This is a genomic window from Streptomyces sp. NPDC013457 (assembly GCF_043089925.1).
In the GTDB taxonomy this organism is placed as follows: Bacteria; Actinomycetota; Actinomycetes; order Streptomycetales; family Streptomycetaceae; genus Streptomyces.
The window spans coordinates 377,910-391,594 of sequence record NZ_JBICBL010000004.1; the positions used below are offsets into that span (position 1 = coordinate 377,910).

Genomic DNA, 13,685 nt, shown 5'->3' on the forward strand with positions numbered 1-13,685 from the left:
CCGGCCCGGACCCCGCCCTTCGGGCGAACGACGCTACTTTCGAAACACGCCCTAGTACTTCGGGGCGTTACGGGACCGCTGCACCCTCGTGGTGCGGCGGTCCTTCGCGCTCCAGCAGGCCTTGTGCCAGTGGCGGCGGTCGTCCACTCCCCCGTACTGCGGCCAGGCCACCACGTGCGGCGCGCCCCCGGGGATCTCCTGGTCGCAGCCGGGGCAGCGGTAGCGCTTGCCGGGAGCGCTCGCGCCGGCCACGTGGCGGACGAGCCACTCCTCGCCCTGCCAGTTCTCGCTGCGCTGCGACCCGCCGTACCGGTCGCCCGACTCGCCCTGACGATCGGGCTTCTCGCCGCCCTGGGGGCGGTTGCGACGGGGGGACACGTAATCACCTCACGGGACCGGGGACACACGGAACGTTCTCTCCAGCCTACGGGCCGCGACGGAGTCGCCCTTCCACCCTCCGAGCCGAATGAGCGGAAAATCGCAAGAACTTCGGCGCAGGCCGTTGCCTTTGGCACGTGTCAGACGTTGTTGCCGGTACGAGGGGGAGAAACGCGTCGGCCGCAAGGAGGCAGAAGGCGATGCGCGTGGGTACGTTTGTTCTGGCCGCCCAGTTCCCGGGCCAGGGTCAGGGCGAGGCACTGCACCGGGCGGTGCGGACCGCCGAGGTGGTCGAGGAGTCGGGGCTCGACTCCGTGTGGCTCGCCGAGCACCACTTCGTTCCGTACGGCGTCTGTCCGTCGGCCGTGACCCTGGCGGCGCTGCTCCTGGGGCGGACGCGCCGGATCCGGGTCGGTACGGCGGTCAGTGTGCTGCCGACGGTCCATCCGGTCGCCCTGGGCGAGCAGGCGGCCCTGCTCCATCTGACGTCCGGGGGCCGGTTCACGCTCGGCGTGGGCAGAGGCGGCCCGTGGGTCGACCTGGAGGTGTTCGGCGCGGGCCTGCCGGCGTACGAACAGGGATTCCCCGAGTCGCTCGATCTGCTGCTGCGCTGGCTGACGGAGTCCCGGGTCTCGGCCGAGGGAGAACGATTCGCCTTCCGCGAGGTGGCCGTCGTGCCCCGCCCCGGGGAGCTCATCGGCGGGGACGCGGCCCCCGAGGTGGTCGTCGCCTGCACCTCCCCGAAGAGCGTCGAGCTGGCCGCTCGGCGCGGACTGCCGATGCTCCTCGGGATGCACTGCGGCGACGAGGAGAAGGCCGACATGGTGGCCGCATGGGAACGTTTCTCCCGGGACGCGGGCCGCACCCCCGACGAGATCGCGCGGATCGGCGCCGGCCATGTCTCGGCGGGCGTCGTCCAGCTGGCGGACGGTCCGCGGGACGCGGCCGAGGCGCTGATGAAGGCGATGCCCGGCTGGCTGAAGCAGGGGCTCGAAGCCCATGTCACCGTGGACGGCCGCGTTCGCGCGATGCGGGACCCGGTCGGCTACACGGAGCTGCTCTGCGGGCTGCACCCGGTCGGCACGCCCCGGCTCGCGGCGGACCGCCTCGCGGCGACGGCGGAGCGGACGGGCGTCACGCGCTTCGCGCTGCTCGCCGAGGGCACGGGCGATCTCGCGGCCACCGAGGAGAACGTCCGGCGGCTGGGCGCCGAGGTGCTCCCCCTGCTGGTCTGAGTCCATGAGTCTGGTGCGGTGTGCGGGTCCGGTGCCGCCGCGCCGGCATCTCTCGCAACGATCGCGTCTCCCGCGATGCGGAGCGGCGGCACCTTGCCTCAGCAGTCGCGCAGTTCCGGCGACTGGTTGAGCAGCTGACCCCGTACGGAGGTGAAGCGGGCGAGCCGTTCGTCGACCGCGGGGTCGAGCGGGAACACCGCCACACGGTGGCAGTTCTGGAAGGCCAGACGCACCCCGAAGTGCCGCTGCAGCGCACCACGGATGGCGTCACTCGCGAGTGCACGCAACAGCTGACCACGTGCCTGCTCGTTCGGCGGCGGCGTCTGGTTGTCGGCGAACTCGCCGCCGTCGACCTTCAGCTGGGCCACCAGAGAACTGATCATCTCCCATGCGTAGGGCAGGGAGGTCCGGACGCAGTCGACGAAGTCGGCTTCGTCGACCTCGCCTCGCTCGGCCTGTTCCAACAGCGCCGGTGAGACGTCGAGCGACATGGGTTCTCCTCTCGCGACCCCGACGGACGGGGTCTTACGGGCAGGGATGAAGGACCCCCGTGCGACACGCAGCGTGCACGGACGGCGACCTCCTGTCTCCACGGTAAGCGCGGCGTCCGGAGCGCACCAGGAGAATGGGAGCACAACCGGCCAATAAGTGACGGTCGTCCAGCGGGCGTTAAGAGCCGAATCGCGCGGAAGAGCGTGTGTCTTGTAGCGTTGCCGACCATGCGTCTCGTCATCGCCCGCTGCTCCGTGGACTACGCCGGCCGGCTCACCGCCCACCTGCCCTCCGCTCCCCGTCTGATCCTGGTCAAGGCAGACGGCAGCGTCTCCATCCACGCGGACGACCGCGCGTACAAACCGCTCAACTGGATGTCGCCCCCGTGCACCCTCAAGGAAGGTGTCGACGGAGAGGCCGGCATCTGGACCGTGGTGAACAAAGCGGGCGAGAAACTGATCATCACGATGGAGGAGATCCTCCACGACTCCTCGCACGAACTCGGCGTCGACCCGGGCCTCATCAAGGACGGCGTGGAAGCGCACCTCCAGGAGCTGCTGGCCGACCGCATCGAGACGCTGGGCGAGGGCCACACCCTGATCCGCCGTGAGTACCCGACGGCGATCGGCCCGGTGGACATCCTCTGCCGGGACGCCGACGGGGCGACGGTCGCGGTGGAGATCAAGCGCCGGGGCGAGATCGACGGTGTGGAGCAGCTGACCCGCTACCTGGAGCTGCTCAACCGCGACCCGCACCTCGCGCCGGTGAAGGGCGTCTTCGCGGCCCAGGAGATCAAGCCACAGGCGCGGGTGCTCGCGACGGACCGCGGCATCGACTGTGTGGTGCTCGACTACGACGCGATGCGCGGCATCGAGGACGACAAGCTCCGACTGTTCTAGGACGTCTTCAGGACGTACGGATACGTCGACGGCCCCGGGTGCGGTGAACGCACCCGGGACCGTCGACGTTCCGCGACGGTCAGGCCGGGTTGCCGGTGGAGTCGCCGGAGGCGGTGTTGCTGGGGCTCCCCTCGCCGCCGGGCGGCGTCGTGGTCGGCGGCGTCGTCGGAGGTGTGGTGGGCGGGGTCGTCGGCGGCGTGGTCGGCGGCGTCGTGCTCGGCGTCGGCTTGGGCGACGTCGACCGCGTCGGACTGACCGTCGGGCGCGGCGAGGTCGCCGTCGGAGCCGGCTTTCCCGTCGTCGTCGCCGTGGCGCCCGGCGTACCGGACGGCGAGGTGGCCGGGGCGCCCGAGCTGCCGGGCGTGGCCGGGCTCGCCGATCCCGAACGGCTGGGCGAGGCGCTCTCCGAGGGGCCGTCCGCGGCGCCCTCGGCCGGCTCCTCGGCGTCGAGGATCTCGTCGCCGTTCTCCTCGTCGGCCGTACGGTCGGAGGTGACCCGCCCGGTGCCCGGGTCCTGGGCTTCGCCCGAGGTGGCCCCGATGGTCACGACCGTGCCGAGCACGGCGGCCAGGAGCACTCCCGTACCGACCGCGACCAGGTTGCGGCGGGCCCCGGCGACGATGCCGAAGCGGCCGCCCCCCTTCGTGCTCTGCTCGCCCGGCCGGGTGTCCGGGCGGGAGATGAGGGTCGGGCCCTCGTCGGCGAAGTCCGGGAAGGCGGGGATCGGCGAGGTCGGGGCCGCGGCCGCGGCCGCGGAACGTGGTACGGCGGGGCGGGGCACGACGGGCGGGGCGACGGCCTTCGGGATGCCGCGCGGCGGGGAGGGGGACTCCTCCTGCCGTGCCGCCGACGGCGCGCCGTCGGCGCCCAGCGGCCCGCCGCTGCGGTCGGCGACCAGGGCGAGCGCCCGGCGGCCGGCGACGGTGCCGCGCTTGTCCGCGAGGACGCCGCGCATGCCGACGGACGCCTCCAGTTCGGCGCGGGCCCGCTCCAGGTTTCCGGCGCAGAGCGCGAGGATGCCCAACTCGTGGTGGAAGTACGCCTCTTCGGCCACCTCGCCGGCCAGCCGGGCGGCCTCCTGGCCGCCGCGCAGCACCCGCTCCCAGGCGCCCCAGTGCAGCCCCGCGGCGAAGGCGGGGGCGGCGCTGCGGGCGAGCAGGACGGCGGTGGCGGAGTGTTCGGGGTCCGAGCCGGGCACGATCGCCGCCAGGGCGGCGAGGACGGCATCGGCCTCGGCGGCCGCGCGGGCGGGGGTGACGGAGGGGTGTCCGGCCCACCAGGCGTAGTGCTGGGCGACGGCGTGGGCGCGGCCGGTGGCGTCCTCGTCGTACCCGTGGGCGACGAGCTGGGTGAGGATGCCGGCGGCGAGACGGTAGCGGGTGCCGACGGGGGTCAGCAGTCCGCACGCCATGAGTTCGCCGAGGGCGGCGTCCGCGTGGGTGTCGCCGACGAGGGCGGGAAGGTGTGCCTGGTGCGGCACCTCGCCGCCGAGGGCGACCGCGAACCGCAGGGTGTCCTGGGCGGAGCGGCTGAGCCGGGAGGCGAGCAGGGCGGCCGGAGCCGCACCCTCGCCGAGGCTGGGCAGGGGTATCTCGCGCAGTTCGATGTCGACGGGGTCCACGGAGTCCTGCGGGGCGCTGGGACCGTCGGCGCCCGGTCCGAAGGCGTCGTCGAGGGCGCCGAAGGCGTCGAACTCCGAGGGGGCGGTCTCCTCCTGGGTTCCGAACGCGTCGAACTCGGCCGGGGTGACCCGGAGCCGGTCGCGCTGCCGGAGCAGGGCACCGGCCTGGACGAAACGCAGCGGCAGCCCCTCGGACTCGAACCAGAGGTCGCCCGCCCAGTTCGCCTCGTCGTCGGTGAGCGACCGGTCGACGGCGCGCTCCAGGAGGGCGAGGGAGGCGGCGCGGCCGAGGCCGGCGAGCGCGACCTCTTCGAGGTGGGCGTCGGGCGAGGGGGCCGGGGCGTCGGGGGCCGCGGCGAGCAGAAAGGCGCACTCGGGGGCGGCGTCGAGGACGTCGTCGAGCGCGGCGCCGCCGAGCTCCAGGTCGTCGATGACGACGACGGCGCCGATGTCGTGGACCAGGGCGAGCAGGCCGGAGCGGTCCGGCCGGTGGTCCGGGGCGTGCTGGACCGTGGCGTGGAGTTCGTACAGCAGCTCGGTGGCGGTGCGGTGGTGGCCGGAGAGCCGTACGACGCCGTCCGGCGCGAGGTCGGCGCAGTCGGCGGCGACGGCGTCGAGGAGCGCGGTGCGGCCGGAGCCGGCCGGGCCGGTGACACGGGCGGAGCGGCCGCGGGAGAGGAGCTGGACGAGCCGCTCGTGCTCCTCCTGCCGTTCGAGCAGCGGCAGCGGCGGGGCGGCGGGACCGGGCGGTACGGGCGGGGTGGCCGCGCGGGCGGCCTCGGCGCGCTCCTGGGCGGTGCGGCGGCGGGGCGGCTCGGGCTGCTCTCCGGGCGGGCAGGCCTCGATCTCGCTGCCGTCGACGGGGTTGACGGTCAGCAGCAGGTCGCCCGAGACGACGCGGGCGGTGCGGACGCGGGCGGGTGTGGCCGGACCGCGTTCGGGCAGGAGGCCGCCGCGGACGTCGTCGCCTTCGTGGTCGTAGCCGTGCTCTTCCGGCTCCCGGTTCATCGGGTCCATGGTTCAAGCCCCCCAAAAGCGGTGCGTACGGAAGCCCCTCCGGCCGATCCGCACGCGCGCTGTCGCTTCTGGTCCGGTGCCCGCCGGGTGGGTTCGTCAATGGGCGGGCGACCGAACCCTAGACGTTCCACGAGTATCCGGGAACAGGCGGGGTGCCACCCCGCCCAAGACGTCACGGTCCGCTAAGGATTGGCCCGGGACGCCGGTTTCTCACAGCAGCTTCACAGCCGGTTACGGCGTCGGCTGGCGCCGCGGTCCGCCCCGCGACCGGTCCGCCCGGCAGGGGCGCGGGTCAGACGCGGGGCAGCGACTCGGCGGCGAGGCCGCCCTCGATGGCGAGGATGCGGTGCAGCCGGGTCGCCACGAGCAGACGCTGCATCTGGGGCGGCACGCCACGCAGCACGAGCCGCCGTCCGCAGCGGCCGGCCCGGCGGTGCGCGCCCATGATGACCCCGAGCCCGGTGGCGTCCCAGGAGTCGAGACCGGTCAGGTCGAGCACGAGGTCGCCGACTCCGTCGTCGACGGCCGAGTGCAGGACCGTACGGGCGTCCGCCGCGCTCCGGACGTCGAGGCGGCCCCCGACGACCAGCTCGACATGGTCGCCCCTGATGTGCATATGCGCTCCCCTAGGGTGCTCCGTCTTTTCATCAACTGACTGTCGTTGGCGCAGAAGCGTTGCGCCTTGTAAGCGAACTGATACCGAATTCACCCGGTGGGGTGAACGCCGATCGATTTCCGGCGATCAGTGCTCGTAGAACCCCTGCCCGCTCTTGCGGCCGATGTCACCGGCGTCCACCATCCGGCGCATCAGCTCCGGCGGCGCGAACTTCTCGTCCTGGGACTCCGTGTAGATGTTGCTCGTGGCGTTCACCAGGATGTCGATGCCGGTGAGGTCCGCCGTGGCGAGGGGGCCCATGGCGTGGCCGAAGCCCAGCTTGCAGGCGATGTCGATGTCCTCGGCGGTGGCGACGCCCGACTCGTAGAGCTTGGCGGCCTCGACGACCAGCGCCGAGATGAGGCGGGTGGTGACGAAGCCGGCGACGTCACGGTTCACCACGATGCAGGTCTTGCCGACCGACTCGGCGAACTCCCGCGCCGCGGCGAGGGTGGCGTCGCTGGTCTTGTAGCCGCGGACGAGCTCGCAGAGCTGCATCATCGGCACCGGCGAGAAGAAGTGGGTACCGACGACGGCCTCCGGGCGCTCCGTCACGGCCGCGATCTTGGTGATCGGGATGGCGGAGGTGTTGGAGGCGAGGACCGCGCCGTCCTTGGCGATCTTGTCGAGGGAGCGGAAGATCTCGTGCTTGACCTCGAGCTTCTCGAAGACGGCCTCGACGACGATGTCGGCGTCGGCGACCGCGTCGAGCTCGGTCGTGGCGGTGATCCGGCCGAGGGCCGCCTCGGCGTCGGCGGCGTCCAGCTTGCCCTTGGCGACGAACCGGTCGTACGACGCCTTGATGCCGTCGGTGCCCCGGGTCAGCGCGGCGTCGGTGACGTCACGCAGGACGACGTCCCAGCCCGCCTGGGCAGAGACCTGCGCGATTCCCGACCCCATGAGTCCGGCTCCGATGACGGCGAGCTTCCTGGCCACGTCTTCCACCCCTCAACACCTGTTCACTTCTGACTCTTCGGCGGAGATTAGCGGGCGGGAGGCGGGATGTGACCGCGAAGTAACGCGCGTCACGCCCGGTTTGACGGACGTCACACTCGCGACAGGCCGCCTGCCCCCGTACGGCGTACGCCAGCGGGGTCGGCGGCGCTCGCCGTGACGGTCGGCACAGGGGCGCTCCGGAGGGCCGGTGCGTCACTACGCTGGGCTCATGGTCAATCTGACGCGCATCTACACCCGTACCGGCGACCAGGGCACCACCGCCCTGGGCGACATGAGCCGGACCGCCAAGACCGATCTGCGGATCTCGGCGTACGCCGACGCCAACGAGGCCAATGCCGTCATCGGTACGGCCATCGCCCTCGGGCAGCTCGACCAGGAGGTCGTGAAGGTCCTCGTCCGCGTCCAGAACGACCTGTTCGACGTGGGCGCGGATCTCTCCACCCCGGTGGTCGAGGACCCGAAGTACCCGCCGCTGCGGGTCGAGCAGAGTTACGTCGACAAGCTCGAGGCGGACTGCGACCGCTTCCTGGAGGAGCTCGAGAAGCTGCGTTCCTTCATCCTGCCCGGCGGCACGCCCGGTGCGGCGCTGCTGCACCAGGCGTGCACGGTGGTCCGCCGGGCGGAGCGCTCGACATGGGCGGCGCTGGAGGTCCACGGCGAGACGATGAACGCCCTGACGGCGACCTACCTCAACCGCCTCTCGGACCTGCTCTTCATTCTTGCGAGGACGGCGAACAAGGAGGTCGGGGACGTGCTCTGGGTCCCCGGCGGAGAGCGCTAGACGCGGTCCCGGGCGGTGAGCGGTGACTCCGGCTCCCCCTCCGGGGCCTTCCTCGGCCAGACGACGTAGCTGAGCGCGAAGAGGCCGTGGAAGCCGACCGCTCGCCAGGCGAAGCCGATCCAGCCCTTCAGCGACTGCGTGTCCCCGGCGTCGCCGACGTACCAGATCGCGAGCAGCAGCAGTCCGGACGCGACCGCCGCGCCGGTCACCGAGCCCAGCCAGACCTTCCCCTCGTGGCGGGCGCGCGCCATGCCGTAGCGCGGCGGGCCGACCGGCGGCGGCGCGCCGCCCAGGCGGTGCGCGGCGTGGCCGTCGAGCCACTTCACGGTGCGGTGGCCGTGGCCGACGGTGTAGCCGATGTACACGGCCGCGAGACCGTGCCGCCAGCTCGGCTCCGCGCCGTTCTTCAGATCGATCGCGGTCACGACGAGCAGCAGGACCTCCAGGAGCGGCTCGCACAACAGCAGGGCGAGGCCCAACCGGGGCATCTTCAGCAGGTAGCGGGCGGCGAGGCCGGCGGCCAGCAGCACCCAGAAGCCGACCTCGCAGATCACGATCAGCGTGACGATCACGGCGGAACTCCCCTCTCGGTTCCCCTCCAGCGTCCCCCGGCGTTCCGCCCGGATCGTCGTCGCCGATGACGACGTACGCCTACATCCTTCGGCGGAGGGGCGGATCGGCCCGCACGGCGAGGCCCGGCGCCGCACCGCCGTGTTGGATGGGACCGTGACACTCCCCCGACCGCACCGCGTCGATCTGCTCATCGCCGTCGGCGGCCTCGCCGTCGGCCTGCTGATGTGGTCCTACGGGCTGCACACCCAGACCGACCGGCTGATCACCGCGCGGTGGGCGACCCTGATCCCGCTCGTCGTGATGGCCGCCATGGCGACCCTGCGCCGTTCGCTGCCGCAGACCGCCCTGATCGTCGGCACGGTCGCGCTCGTGGCGGACCAGTTCACCTACGGCACCCTCGTGACCGCGCTGATGTTCACGGACCTGGTCTACGCGGCCGTTGTCTACGGGCCGCCGTCCGCCGCCCGGCGCGTCCCGTACACCACCGGGCTGATCACGATCGGGGTGACGATCGGCTTCCTCGTCTGGTGGCAGAACGCTGCCGCCCTGGTGATCGGGCTGATCACCGGCATGCTGTCGTTCCTGCCCGCCGTCACCGGAGCCGTCGTGCGCAACCACCGCCAGGCAGCCGACGCCGCCCGCCTCCGCGCGGAGCAGACCGCGCTGCTCGCCGAGATGGACCGCAGTCAGGCCGTCGTGGCCGAGCGCGCCCGGATGGCGCGGGAGCTGCACGACATGGTCGCCAACCATCTCTCCGCCATCGCGATCCACTCCACGGCCGCGCTGTCGCTCGACGAGCCGGGGACCACCCGGCAGGCACTGACCGTGATCCGGGAGAACAGCGTGGAGGGCCTCGCGGAGATGCGGCGGCTGATCGGACTGCTCCGGGACAGCAGCGGGGACATGGAGCCGTCGGCCGCGCCCACCCTGGAGGGCCTGGACGCGCTGGTGGCCCAGGCGGCGACGAACGGGCGGAGCAGCGGGCTGACGTTCTCGATCGACGACACCCGGGCGGGGAGCCGCGAGGCGCTGCCGGCCCCGGTCGGGCTCGCCGCGTACCGGATCGTGCAGGAGTCGCTGACGAACGCCCTCAAGCACGCGGCGCCGGGTGAGGTACGGGTGGAGCTCGGCCGCCGCGCGGGCGGCGCCCTCACGGTGGGCGTGACCAGTGCGCTCGGCGGGCAGCCCGGGCCGCGCGCCCCCGGCTCGGGGGCGGGTCTGGTGGGGATGCGGGAGCGGGTGGCGCTGCTCGACGGGGAGTTCGAGGCCGGCCCGGTCACCTCGGACGGCGGACGGAAAGAATGGCGGGTACGGGCTGTCCTGCCCGTCGGGACGAACGACAAGGAGCCGTCGGCATGGTACGGGTGATCGTGGCCGAGGATCAGAGCGCGGTCCGGGCGGGGCTCGTCCTGATCCTGGGCAGCGCGCCGGACATCGAGGTGGTCGGGGAGGCCGCCGACGGCGAGCGGGCGGTGGAGCTGGCCCGGGAGCTGCGCCCGGACCTGGTCCTGATGGACATCCAGATGCCGCGGATGGACGGAGTGACGGCGACCGGCCTCGTCGTGTCGGAGGGGCTGGCAGACGTGCTCGTGCTGACCACCTTCGATCTGGACGAGTACGTGTTCGGGGCGCTGCGGGCCGGGGCGGCGGGCTTCCTGCTGAAGAACGCCGAGGCGAAGGACCTGATCGAGGCGGTACGGACGGTGGCGCGCGGGGAGGGCCTGATCGCCCCGGCCGTGACGCGGCGGCTGATCGCCGAGTTCGCCACCCCGCGCGCACCGGCGCCCACGCGGAGCGCGGTGGACCCTGCCGCGCTGGACGCGTTGACACCCCGGGAGCGCGAGGTGCTGGCGGCGCTGGCCAGGGGGCTGTCGAACGCGGAGGTGGCGGAACGGCTGGACATGGCGGAGGCGACGGTGAAGACGCACGTCAGCAAGGTGCTGGGAAAGCTGGGTGTCCGCAGTCGGGCCCAAGCAGCCGTTCTGGCACGGGAGTTGGGTGTCTGATCCACCCTTTCCGACGTTGGTCTGGACCTCTTGACGGTTGGTCCAGACCTTTCTACGCTCGCGGGGCGCGCGCACTTCACGGACCACCCCCATCGCTCGTCCGTCCGCAACTTGAGGAGCACCGTTGAGCACTCAAGCACCGACGCGCAGAACAGGGTTCAGACACCGGGCCGCCGCCGGTCTCACCGCCCTGATCCTGCCCCTGGCCGCCATGGTCGGCCTCGCCGCCCCCGCCGAAGCCGCCACGGCGGCCACCGCCACGTACACCAAGGTCTCCGACTGGGGCACCGGCTTCGAGGGCAAGTGGACGGTGAAGAACACCGGCACCACCACCCTCTCCTCCTGGACCGTCGAGTGGGACTACCCCGCCGGCACCGCGGTCACCTCCGCCTGGGACGCCACCGTCACCAGCTCCGGCACCCACTGGACCGCCAAGAACGTCGGCTGGAACGGCACCCTCGCCCCGGGCGCCTCCATCTCCTTCGGCTTCAACGGCTCCGGCTCCGGCGCGCCGAGCGGCTGCAAGGTCAACGGCGGCTCCTGCGACGGCGGCACCCAGCCCGGCGACAACGCGCCCTCCGCCCCCGGCACCCCGGTCGCCTCCGACGTCACCAACACCTCGGTCAAGCTGACCTGGACCGCGGCCACGGACGACAAGGGCGTCAAGAACTACGACGTCCGGCGGAACGGCACCACGATCGCCACGGTCACCGGACTCACGTACACGAACACCGGGCTGACCGCGGGCACCGACTACAGCTACACGGTCGTCGCCCGGGACACCGTCGACCAGACCGGCCCCGCCAGCGGCGCCGCGAACGTCCGCACCACGGGCGGCGACCCGCCGCCACCGACCGGTTCCACCGTGAAGCTGGGCTACTTCACCAACTGGGGTGTCTACGGCCGGAACTACCACGTCAAGAACATCGCGACGTCCGGCTCCGCCTCCAAGATCACGCACATCAACTACGCCTTCGGCAACGTGACCGGCGGCAGGTGCACGATCGGCGACTCCTACGCGGACTACGACAAGGCCTACACCGCCGACCAGTCGGTCGACGGCGTCGCCGACACCTGGGACCAGCCGCTGCGCGGCAACTTCAACCAGCTGCGCAAGCTGAAGAAGGCCTACCCGCACATCAAGGTGCTGTGGTCCTTCGGCGGCTGGACCTGGTCCGGCGGCTTCGGCCAGGCCGTGCAGAACCCGACCGCCTTCGCGCAGTCCTGCTACGACCTGGTCGAGGACCCGCGCTGGGCCGACGTCTTCGACGGTATCGACCTGGACTGGGAGTACCCGAACGCCTGCGGTCTGTCCTGCGACACCAGCGGCCCGGCCTCCTTCAAGAACATGATGCAGGCCATGCGCGCCAAGTTCGGCAGCAACGCCCTGGTCACGGCCGCGGTCACGGCCGACGCCTCCTCCGGCGGCAAGATCGACGCCGCCGACTACGCGGGCGCCGCGCCGTACATGAACTGGTTCAACGTGATGACGTACGACTTCTTCGGCGCCTGGGCGGCGCAGGGCCCGACGGCCCCGCACTCCCCGCTCACCTCGTACGCCGGCATCCCGCAGGCGGGCTTCAACTCCGCCGAGGCGATCGCCAAGTTCAAGGCGAAGGGCGTCCCGGCCAACAAGCTGCTCCTCGGCATCGGCTTCTACGGCCGCGGCTGGACCGGCGTCACCCAGTCCGCCCCCGGCGGCACGGCCACGGGCCCGGCGGCCGGCACGTACGAGCAGGGCATCGAGGACTACAAGGTCCTGCGGAACTCGTGCCCGGCCAACGGCACGGTGGCCGGAACGGCGTACGCGCACTGCGGATCCAACTGGTGGAGCTACGACACCCCGGCCACGGTCACGTCCAAGATGAGCTGGGCGAAGAACCAGGGCCTGGGCGGCGCGTTCTTCTGGGAGTTCAGCGGTGACACCGGCAACGGCGAGCTGGTGGGAGCCATCAACAGCGGGCTGAACTAGGGCGGGAACGACGCGGCGGGGACGGTGCAGCACACCGTCCCCGCCGTCGTCGTTCGCTACGTCGTTCGCCTGCGTCAGGCCACGTTGACGCGCTGACCGGGAGGCGCCGCCTCAAGCCAGGCGAGAAAGCCGGTGAGAGCGTCCTCGCTCATCGCCAGCTCCAGCCGTGTCCCCCGGTGCATACAGCCCTGGATCACGGCGTCGGAGAGCAGCGCGAGCTCCTCCTCGCCCTCGGGCATCCGGCGCTCCAGGACCTCGATGGCCGAGCGCTCCAGGACCCGGCGGGGGCGGGGCGCGTACGAGAAGACCCGGAACCAGGCGATCTCGTCACCGCTGTAGCGGGCGACGCCGTACACCCAGCCCTTGCCGGAGAGGTCCGGCTCCTCGGGGATGTTCCAGCGCAGGGAGCAGTCGAAGGTCCCCCCGGCGCGCTGGATCAGCCTGCGGCGCAAGCCGAAGACGAAGAGCCCGATCACCACCAGTGCGACGACCAGGCCGCTCAGGAGCAGAGCGAGGAACATCTTCACCGACCTCCTCGCTGCGTCCCGTGACCGGCATCGCCGGCGTAACCGAATACAACCTGCATCTGCATCGCCTCAGCCGCGACACGGTCTGGATAGTTCCAGCCGTGCCGCGGCTGAGGGCACAACTCTCGGCGCGGTCCGCTAGCGGACCGCTACCGCACGCAACCGGACATCGGCGCGACGCTCGGCGGCGGCGTCCGACTCCGACTTGGCGCGCTCCAGCGCACGCTCCGCGCGCTGGGCGTCGATCTCGTCCGCCAGCTCGACGATCTCCGCAAGCAGAGACAGCTTGTCGTCGGCGAACGAGATGAATCCACCGTGCACAGCGGCGACGACGGTCTCGCCCTCGCTGGTACGGATGGTCACCGGGCCCGACTCCAGCACACCGAGCAGCGGCTGGTGGCCGGGCATGACGCCGATGTCGCCGGAGGTGGTACGTGCGATGACCAGGGTGGCCTCGCCGGACCAGACACTCCGGTCCGCGGCGACCAGCTCGACGTGCAGCTCAGCAGCCAAGGGTGGCTCCTCGGGTCACCACCCGGCGGTCGTGCCGGGTGTTGGGGTCAATTCTAATG

Annotated in this window: 14 protein-coding genes; 6 read left to right on the plus strand and 8 right to left on the minus strand. The window is 72.0% G+C overall.

The genetic code is table 11. The features are described from left to right. Positions 1 to 51: 51 nt before the first annotated feature. On the minus strand, positions 52 to 378 hold the full coding sequence (locus ACF1G2_RS13525) for an ATP/GTP-binding protein (RefSeq protein ID WP_391798404.1): 327 nt from the start codon (positions 376 to 378) through the stop codon (positions 52 to 54). A 200-nt stretch (positions 379 to 578) separates the two neighbouring features. Here ACF1G2_RS13525 and ACF1G2_RS13530 point away from each other — a divergent pair, with 200 nt between their 5' ends. Continuing rightward, positions 579 to 1,613, plus strand: a complete 1,035-nt coding sequence (locus tag ACF1G2_RS13530) for an LLM class flavin-dependent oxidoreductase (RefSeq protein WP_391798405.1) — start codon at positions 579 to 581, stop codon at positions 1,611 to 1,613. A 98-nt stretch (positions 1,614 to 1,711) separates the two neighbouring features. Here the strand turns inward: ACF1G2_RS13530 and ACF1G2_RS13535 are convergent, their stop codons facing one another. Further along, positions 1,712 to 2,104, minus strand: coding sequence for an SCO5389 family protein (locus ACF1G2_RS13535; RefSeq protein ID WP_017236120.1), 393 nt, complete (start codon positions 2,102 to 2,104; stop codon positions 1,712 to 1,714). 228 nt (positions 2,105 to 2,332) lie between these two features. Between ACF1G2_RS13535 and nucS the strand changes: the two genes are divergently transcribed. Then, complete coding sequence (gene nucS, locus ACF1G2_RS13540; protein WP_329115828.1) at positions 2,333 to 3,004, plus strand: endonuclease NucS; 672 nt, start codon at positions 2,333 to 2,335, stop codon at positions 3,002 to 3,004. Positions 3,005 to 3,083: 79 nt separating this feature from the next. Here the strand turns inward: nucS and ACF1G2_RS13545 are convergent, their stop codons facing one another. The 3 genes from ACF1G2_RS13545 to ACF1G2_RS13555 form a co-directional block, all read right to left on the minus strand. Then, positions 3,084 to 5,642, minus strand: a complete 2,559-nt coding sequence (locus ACF1G2_RS13545) for an ATP-binding protein (protein WP_391798406.1) — start codon at positions 5,640 to 5,642, stop codon at positions 3,084 to 3,086. A gap of 292 nt (positions 5,643 to 5,934) precedes the next feature. Then, positions 5,935 to 6,258 (minus strand): STAS domain-containing protein, encoded by a 324-nt coding sequence (locus ACF1G2_RS13550; RefSeq protein ID WP_024761898.1) that lies wholly within the window; start codon positions 6,256 to 6,258, stop codon positions 5,935 to 5,937. A 126-nt stretch (positions 6,259 to 6,384) separates the two neighbouring features. Further along, positions 6,385 to 7,233 carry a 3-hydroxyacyl-CoA dehydrogenase family protein gene (locus tag ACF1G2_RS13555; protein WP_383165288.1) on the minus strand — a complete coding sequence of 283 codons (849 nt, stop codon included), beginning with the start codon at positions 7,231 to 7,233 and terminating at the stop codon, positions 6,385 to 6,387. A gap of 229 nt (positions 7,234 to 7,462) precedes the next feature. Between ACF1G2_RS13555 and ACF1G2_RS13560 the strand changes: the two genes are divergently transcribed. Next, positions 7,463 to 8,035 carry a cob(I)yrinic acid a,c-diamide adenosyltransferase gene (locus tag ACF1G2_RS13560; protein ID WP_391798407.1) on the plus strand — a complete coding sequence of 191 codons (573 nt, stop codon included), beginning with the start codon at positions 7,463 to 7,465 and terminating at the stop codon, positions 8,033 to 8,035. Here ACF1G2_RS13560 and ACF1G2_RS13565 read toward each other — a convergent pair. After that, the gene (locus tag ACF1G2_RS13565) at positions 8,032 to 8,607 is read right to left on the minus strand and encodes a hypothetical protein (RefSeq protein WP_391798408.1); all 576 of its coding nucleotides are present in this window, start codon (positions 8,605 to 8,607) and stop codon (positions 8,032 to 8,034) included. The genes ACF1G2_RS13560 and ACF1G2_RS13565 overlap by 4 nt on opposite strands. 154 nt (positions 8,608 to 8,761) lie before the next feature. Between ACF1G2_RS13565 and ACF1G2_RS13570 the strand changes: the two genes are divergently transcribed. The 3 genes from ACF1G2_RS13570 (at position 8,762) to ACF1G2_RS13580 (ending at position 12,586) form a co-directional block, all read left to right on the plus strand. Continuing rightward, complete coding sequence (locus ACF1G2_RS13570) at positions 8,762 to 9,976, plus strand: sensor histidine kinase (protein ID WP_391798409.1); 1,215 nt, start codon at positions 8,762 to 8,764, stop codon at positions 9,974 to 9,976. Continuing rightward, the gene (locus ACF1G2_RS13575) at positions 9,964 to 10,614 is read left to right on the plus strand and encodes a response regulator (RefSeq protein WP_391798410.1); all 651 of its coding nucleotides are present in this window, start codon (positions 9,964 to 9,966) and stop codon (positions 10,612 to 10,614) included. The genes ACF1G2_RS13570 and ACF1G2_RS13575 overlap by 13 nt, the downstream gene beginning before the upstream one ends. A 124-nt stretch (positions 10,615 to 10,738) precedes the next feature. Continuing rightward, a complete protein-coding gene (locus ACF1G2_RS13580; RefSeq protein WP_391798411.1) occupies positions 10,739 to 12,586 on the plus strand; it encodes a glycosyl hydrolase family 18 protein in 1,848 nt (615 codons plus the stop codon). 74 nt (positions 12,587 to 12,660) lie between these two features. Here the strand turns inward: ACF1G2_RS13580 and ACF1G2_RS13585 are convergent, their stop codons facing one another. Together ACF1G2_RS13585 and ACF1G2_RS13590 are read right to left on the minus strand one after the other, a co-directional pair. Next, entirely contained in the window at positions 12,661 to 13,107 is a 447-nt protein-coding gene (locus tag ACF1G2_RS13585; protein ID WP_391798412.1) for a DUF2550 domain-containing protein, read from the minus strand. A 144-nt stretch (positions 13,108 to 13,251) separates the two neighbouring features. Then, positions 13,252 to 13,626: a F0F1 ATP synthase subunit epsilon gene (locus ACF1G2_RS13590; protein ID WP_352188973.1), complete on the minus strand. Its 375-nt coding sequence runs from the start codon at positions 13,624 to 13,626 to the stop codon at positions 13,252 to 13,254. Positions 13,627 to 13,685 lie beyond the last annotated feature (59 nt).

Coding starts and splice junctions, on each gene's coding strand:
- ACF1G2_RS13530 (WP_391798405.1), top strand. CDS start 579: ATGCGCGTGGGTACGTTTGTTCTGGCCGCCCAGTTCCCGGGCCAGGGT.
- ACF1G2_RS13535 (WP_017236120.1), bottom strand. CDS start 2,104: ATGTCGCTCGACGTCTCACCGGCGCTGTTGGAACAGGCCGAGCGAGGC.
- nucS (WP_329115828.1), top strand. CDS start 2,333: ATGCGTCTCGTCATCGCCCGCTGCTCCGTGGACTACGCCGGCCGGCTC.
- ACF1G2_RS13545 (WP_391798406.1), bottom strand. CDS start 5,642: ATGGACCCGATGAACCGGGAGCCGGAAGAGCACGGCTACGACCACGAA.
- ACF1G2_RS13550 (WP_024761898.1), bottom strand. CDS start 6,258: ATGCACATCAGGGGCGACCATGTCGAGCTGGTCGTCGGGGGCCGCCTC.
- ACF1G2_RS13560 (WP_391798407.1), top strand. CDS start 7,463: ATGGTCAATCTGACGCGCATCTACACCCGTACCGGCGACCAGGGCACC.
- ACF1G2_RS13575 (WP_391798410.1), top strand. CDS start 9,964: ATGGTACGGGTGATCGTGGCCGAGGATCAGAGCGCGGTCCGGGCGGGG.
- ACF1G2_RS13585 (WP_391798412.1), bottom strand. CDS start 13,107: ATGTTCCTCGCTCTGCTCCTGAGCGGCCTGGTCGTCGCACTGGTGGTG.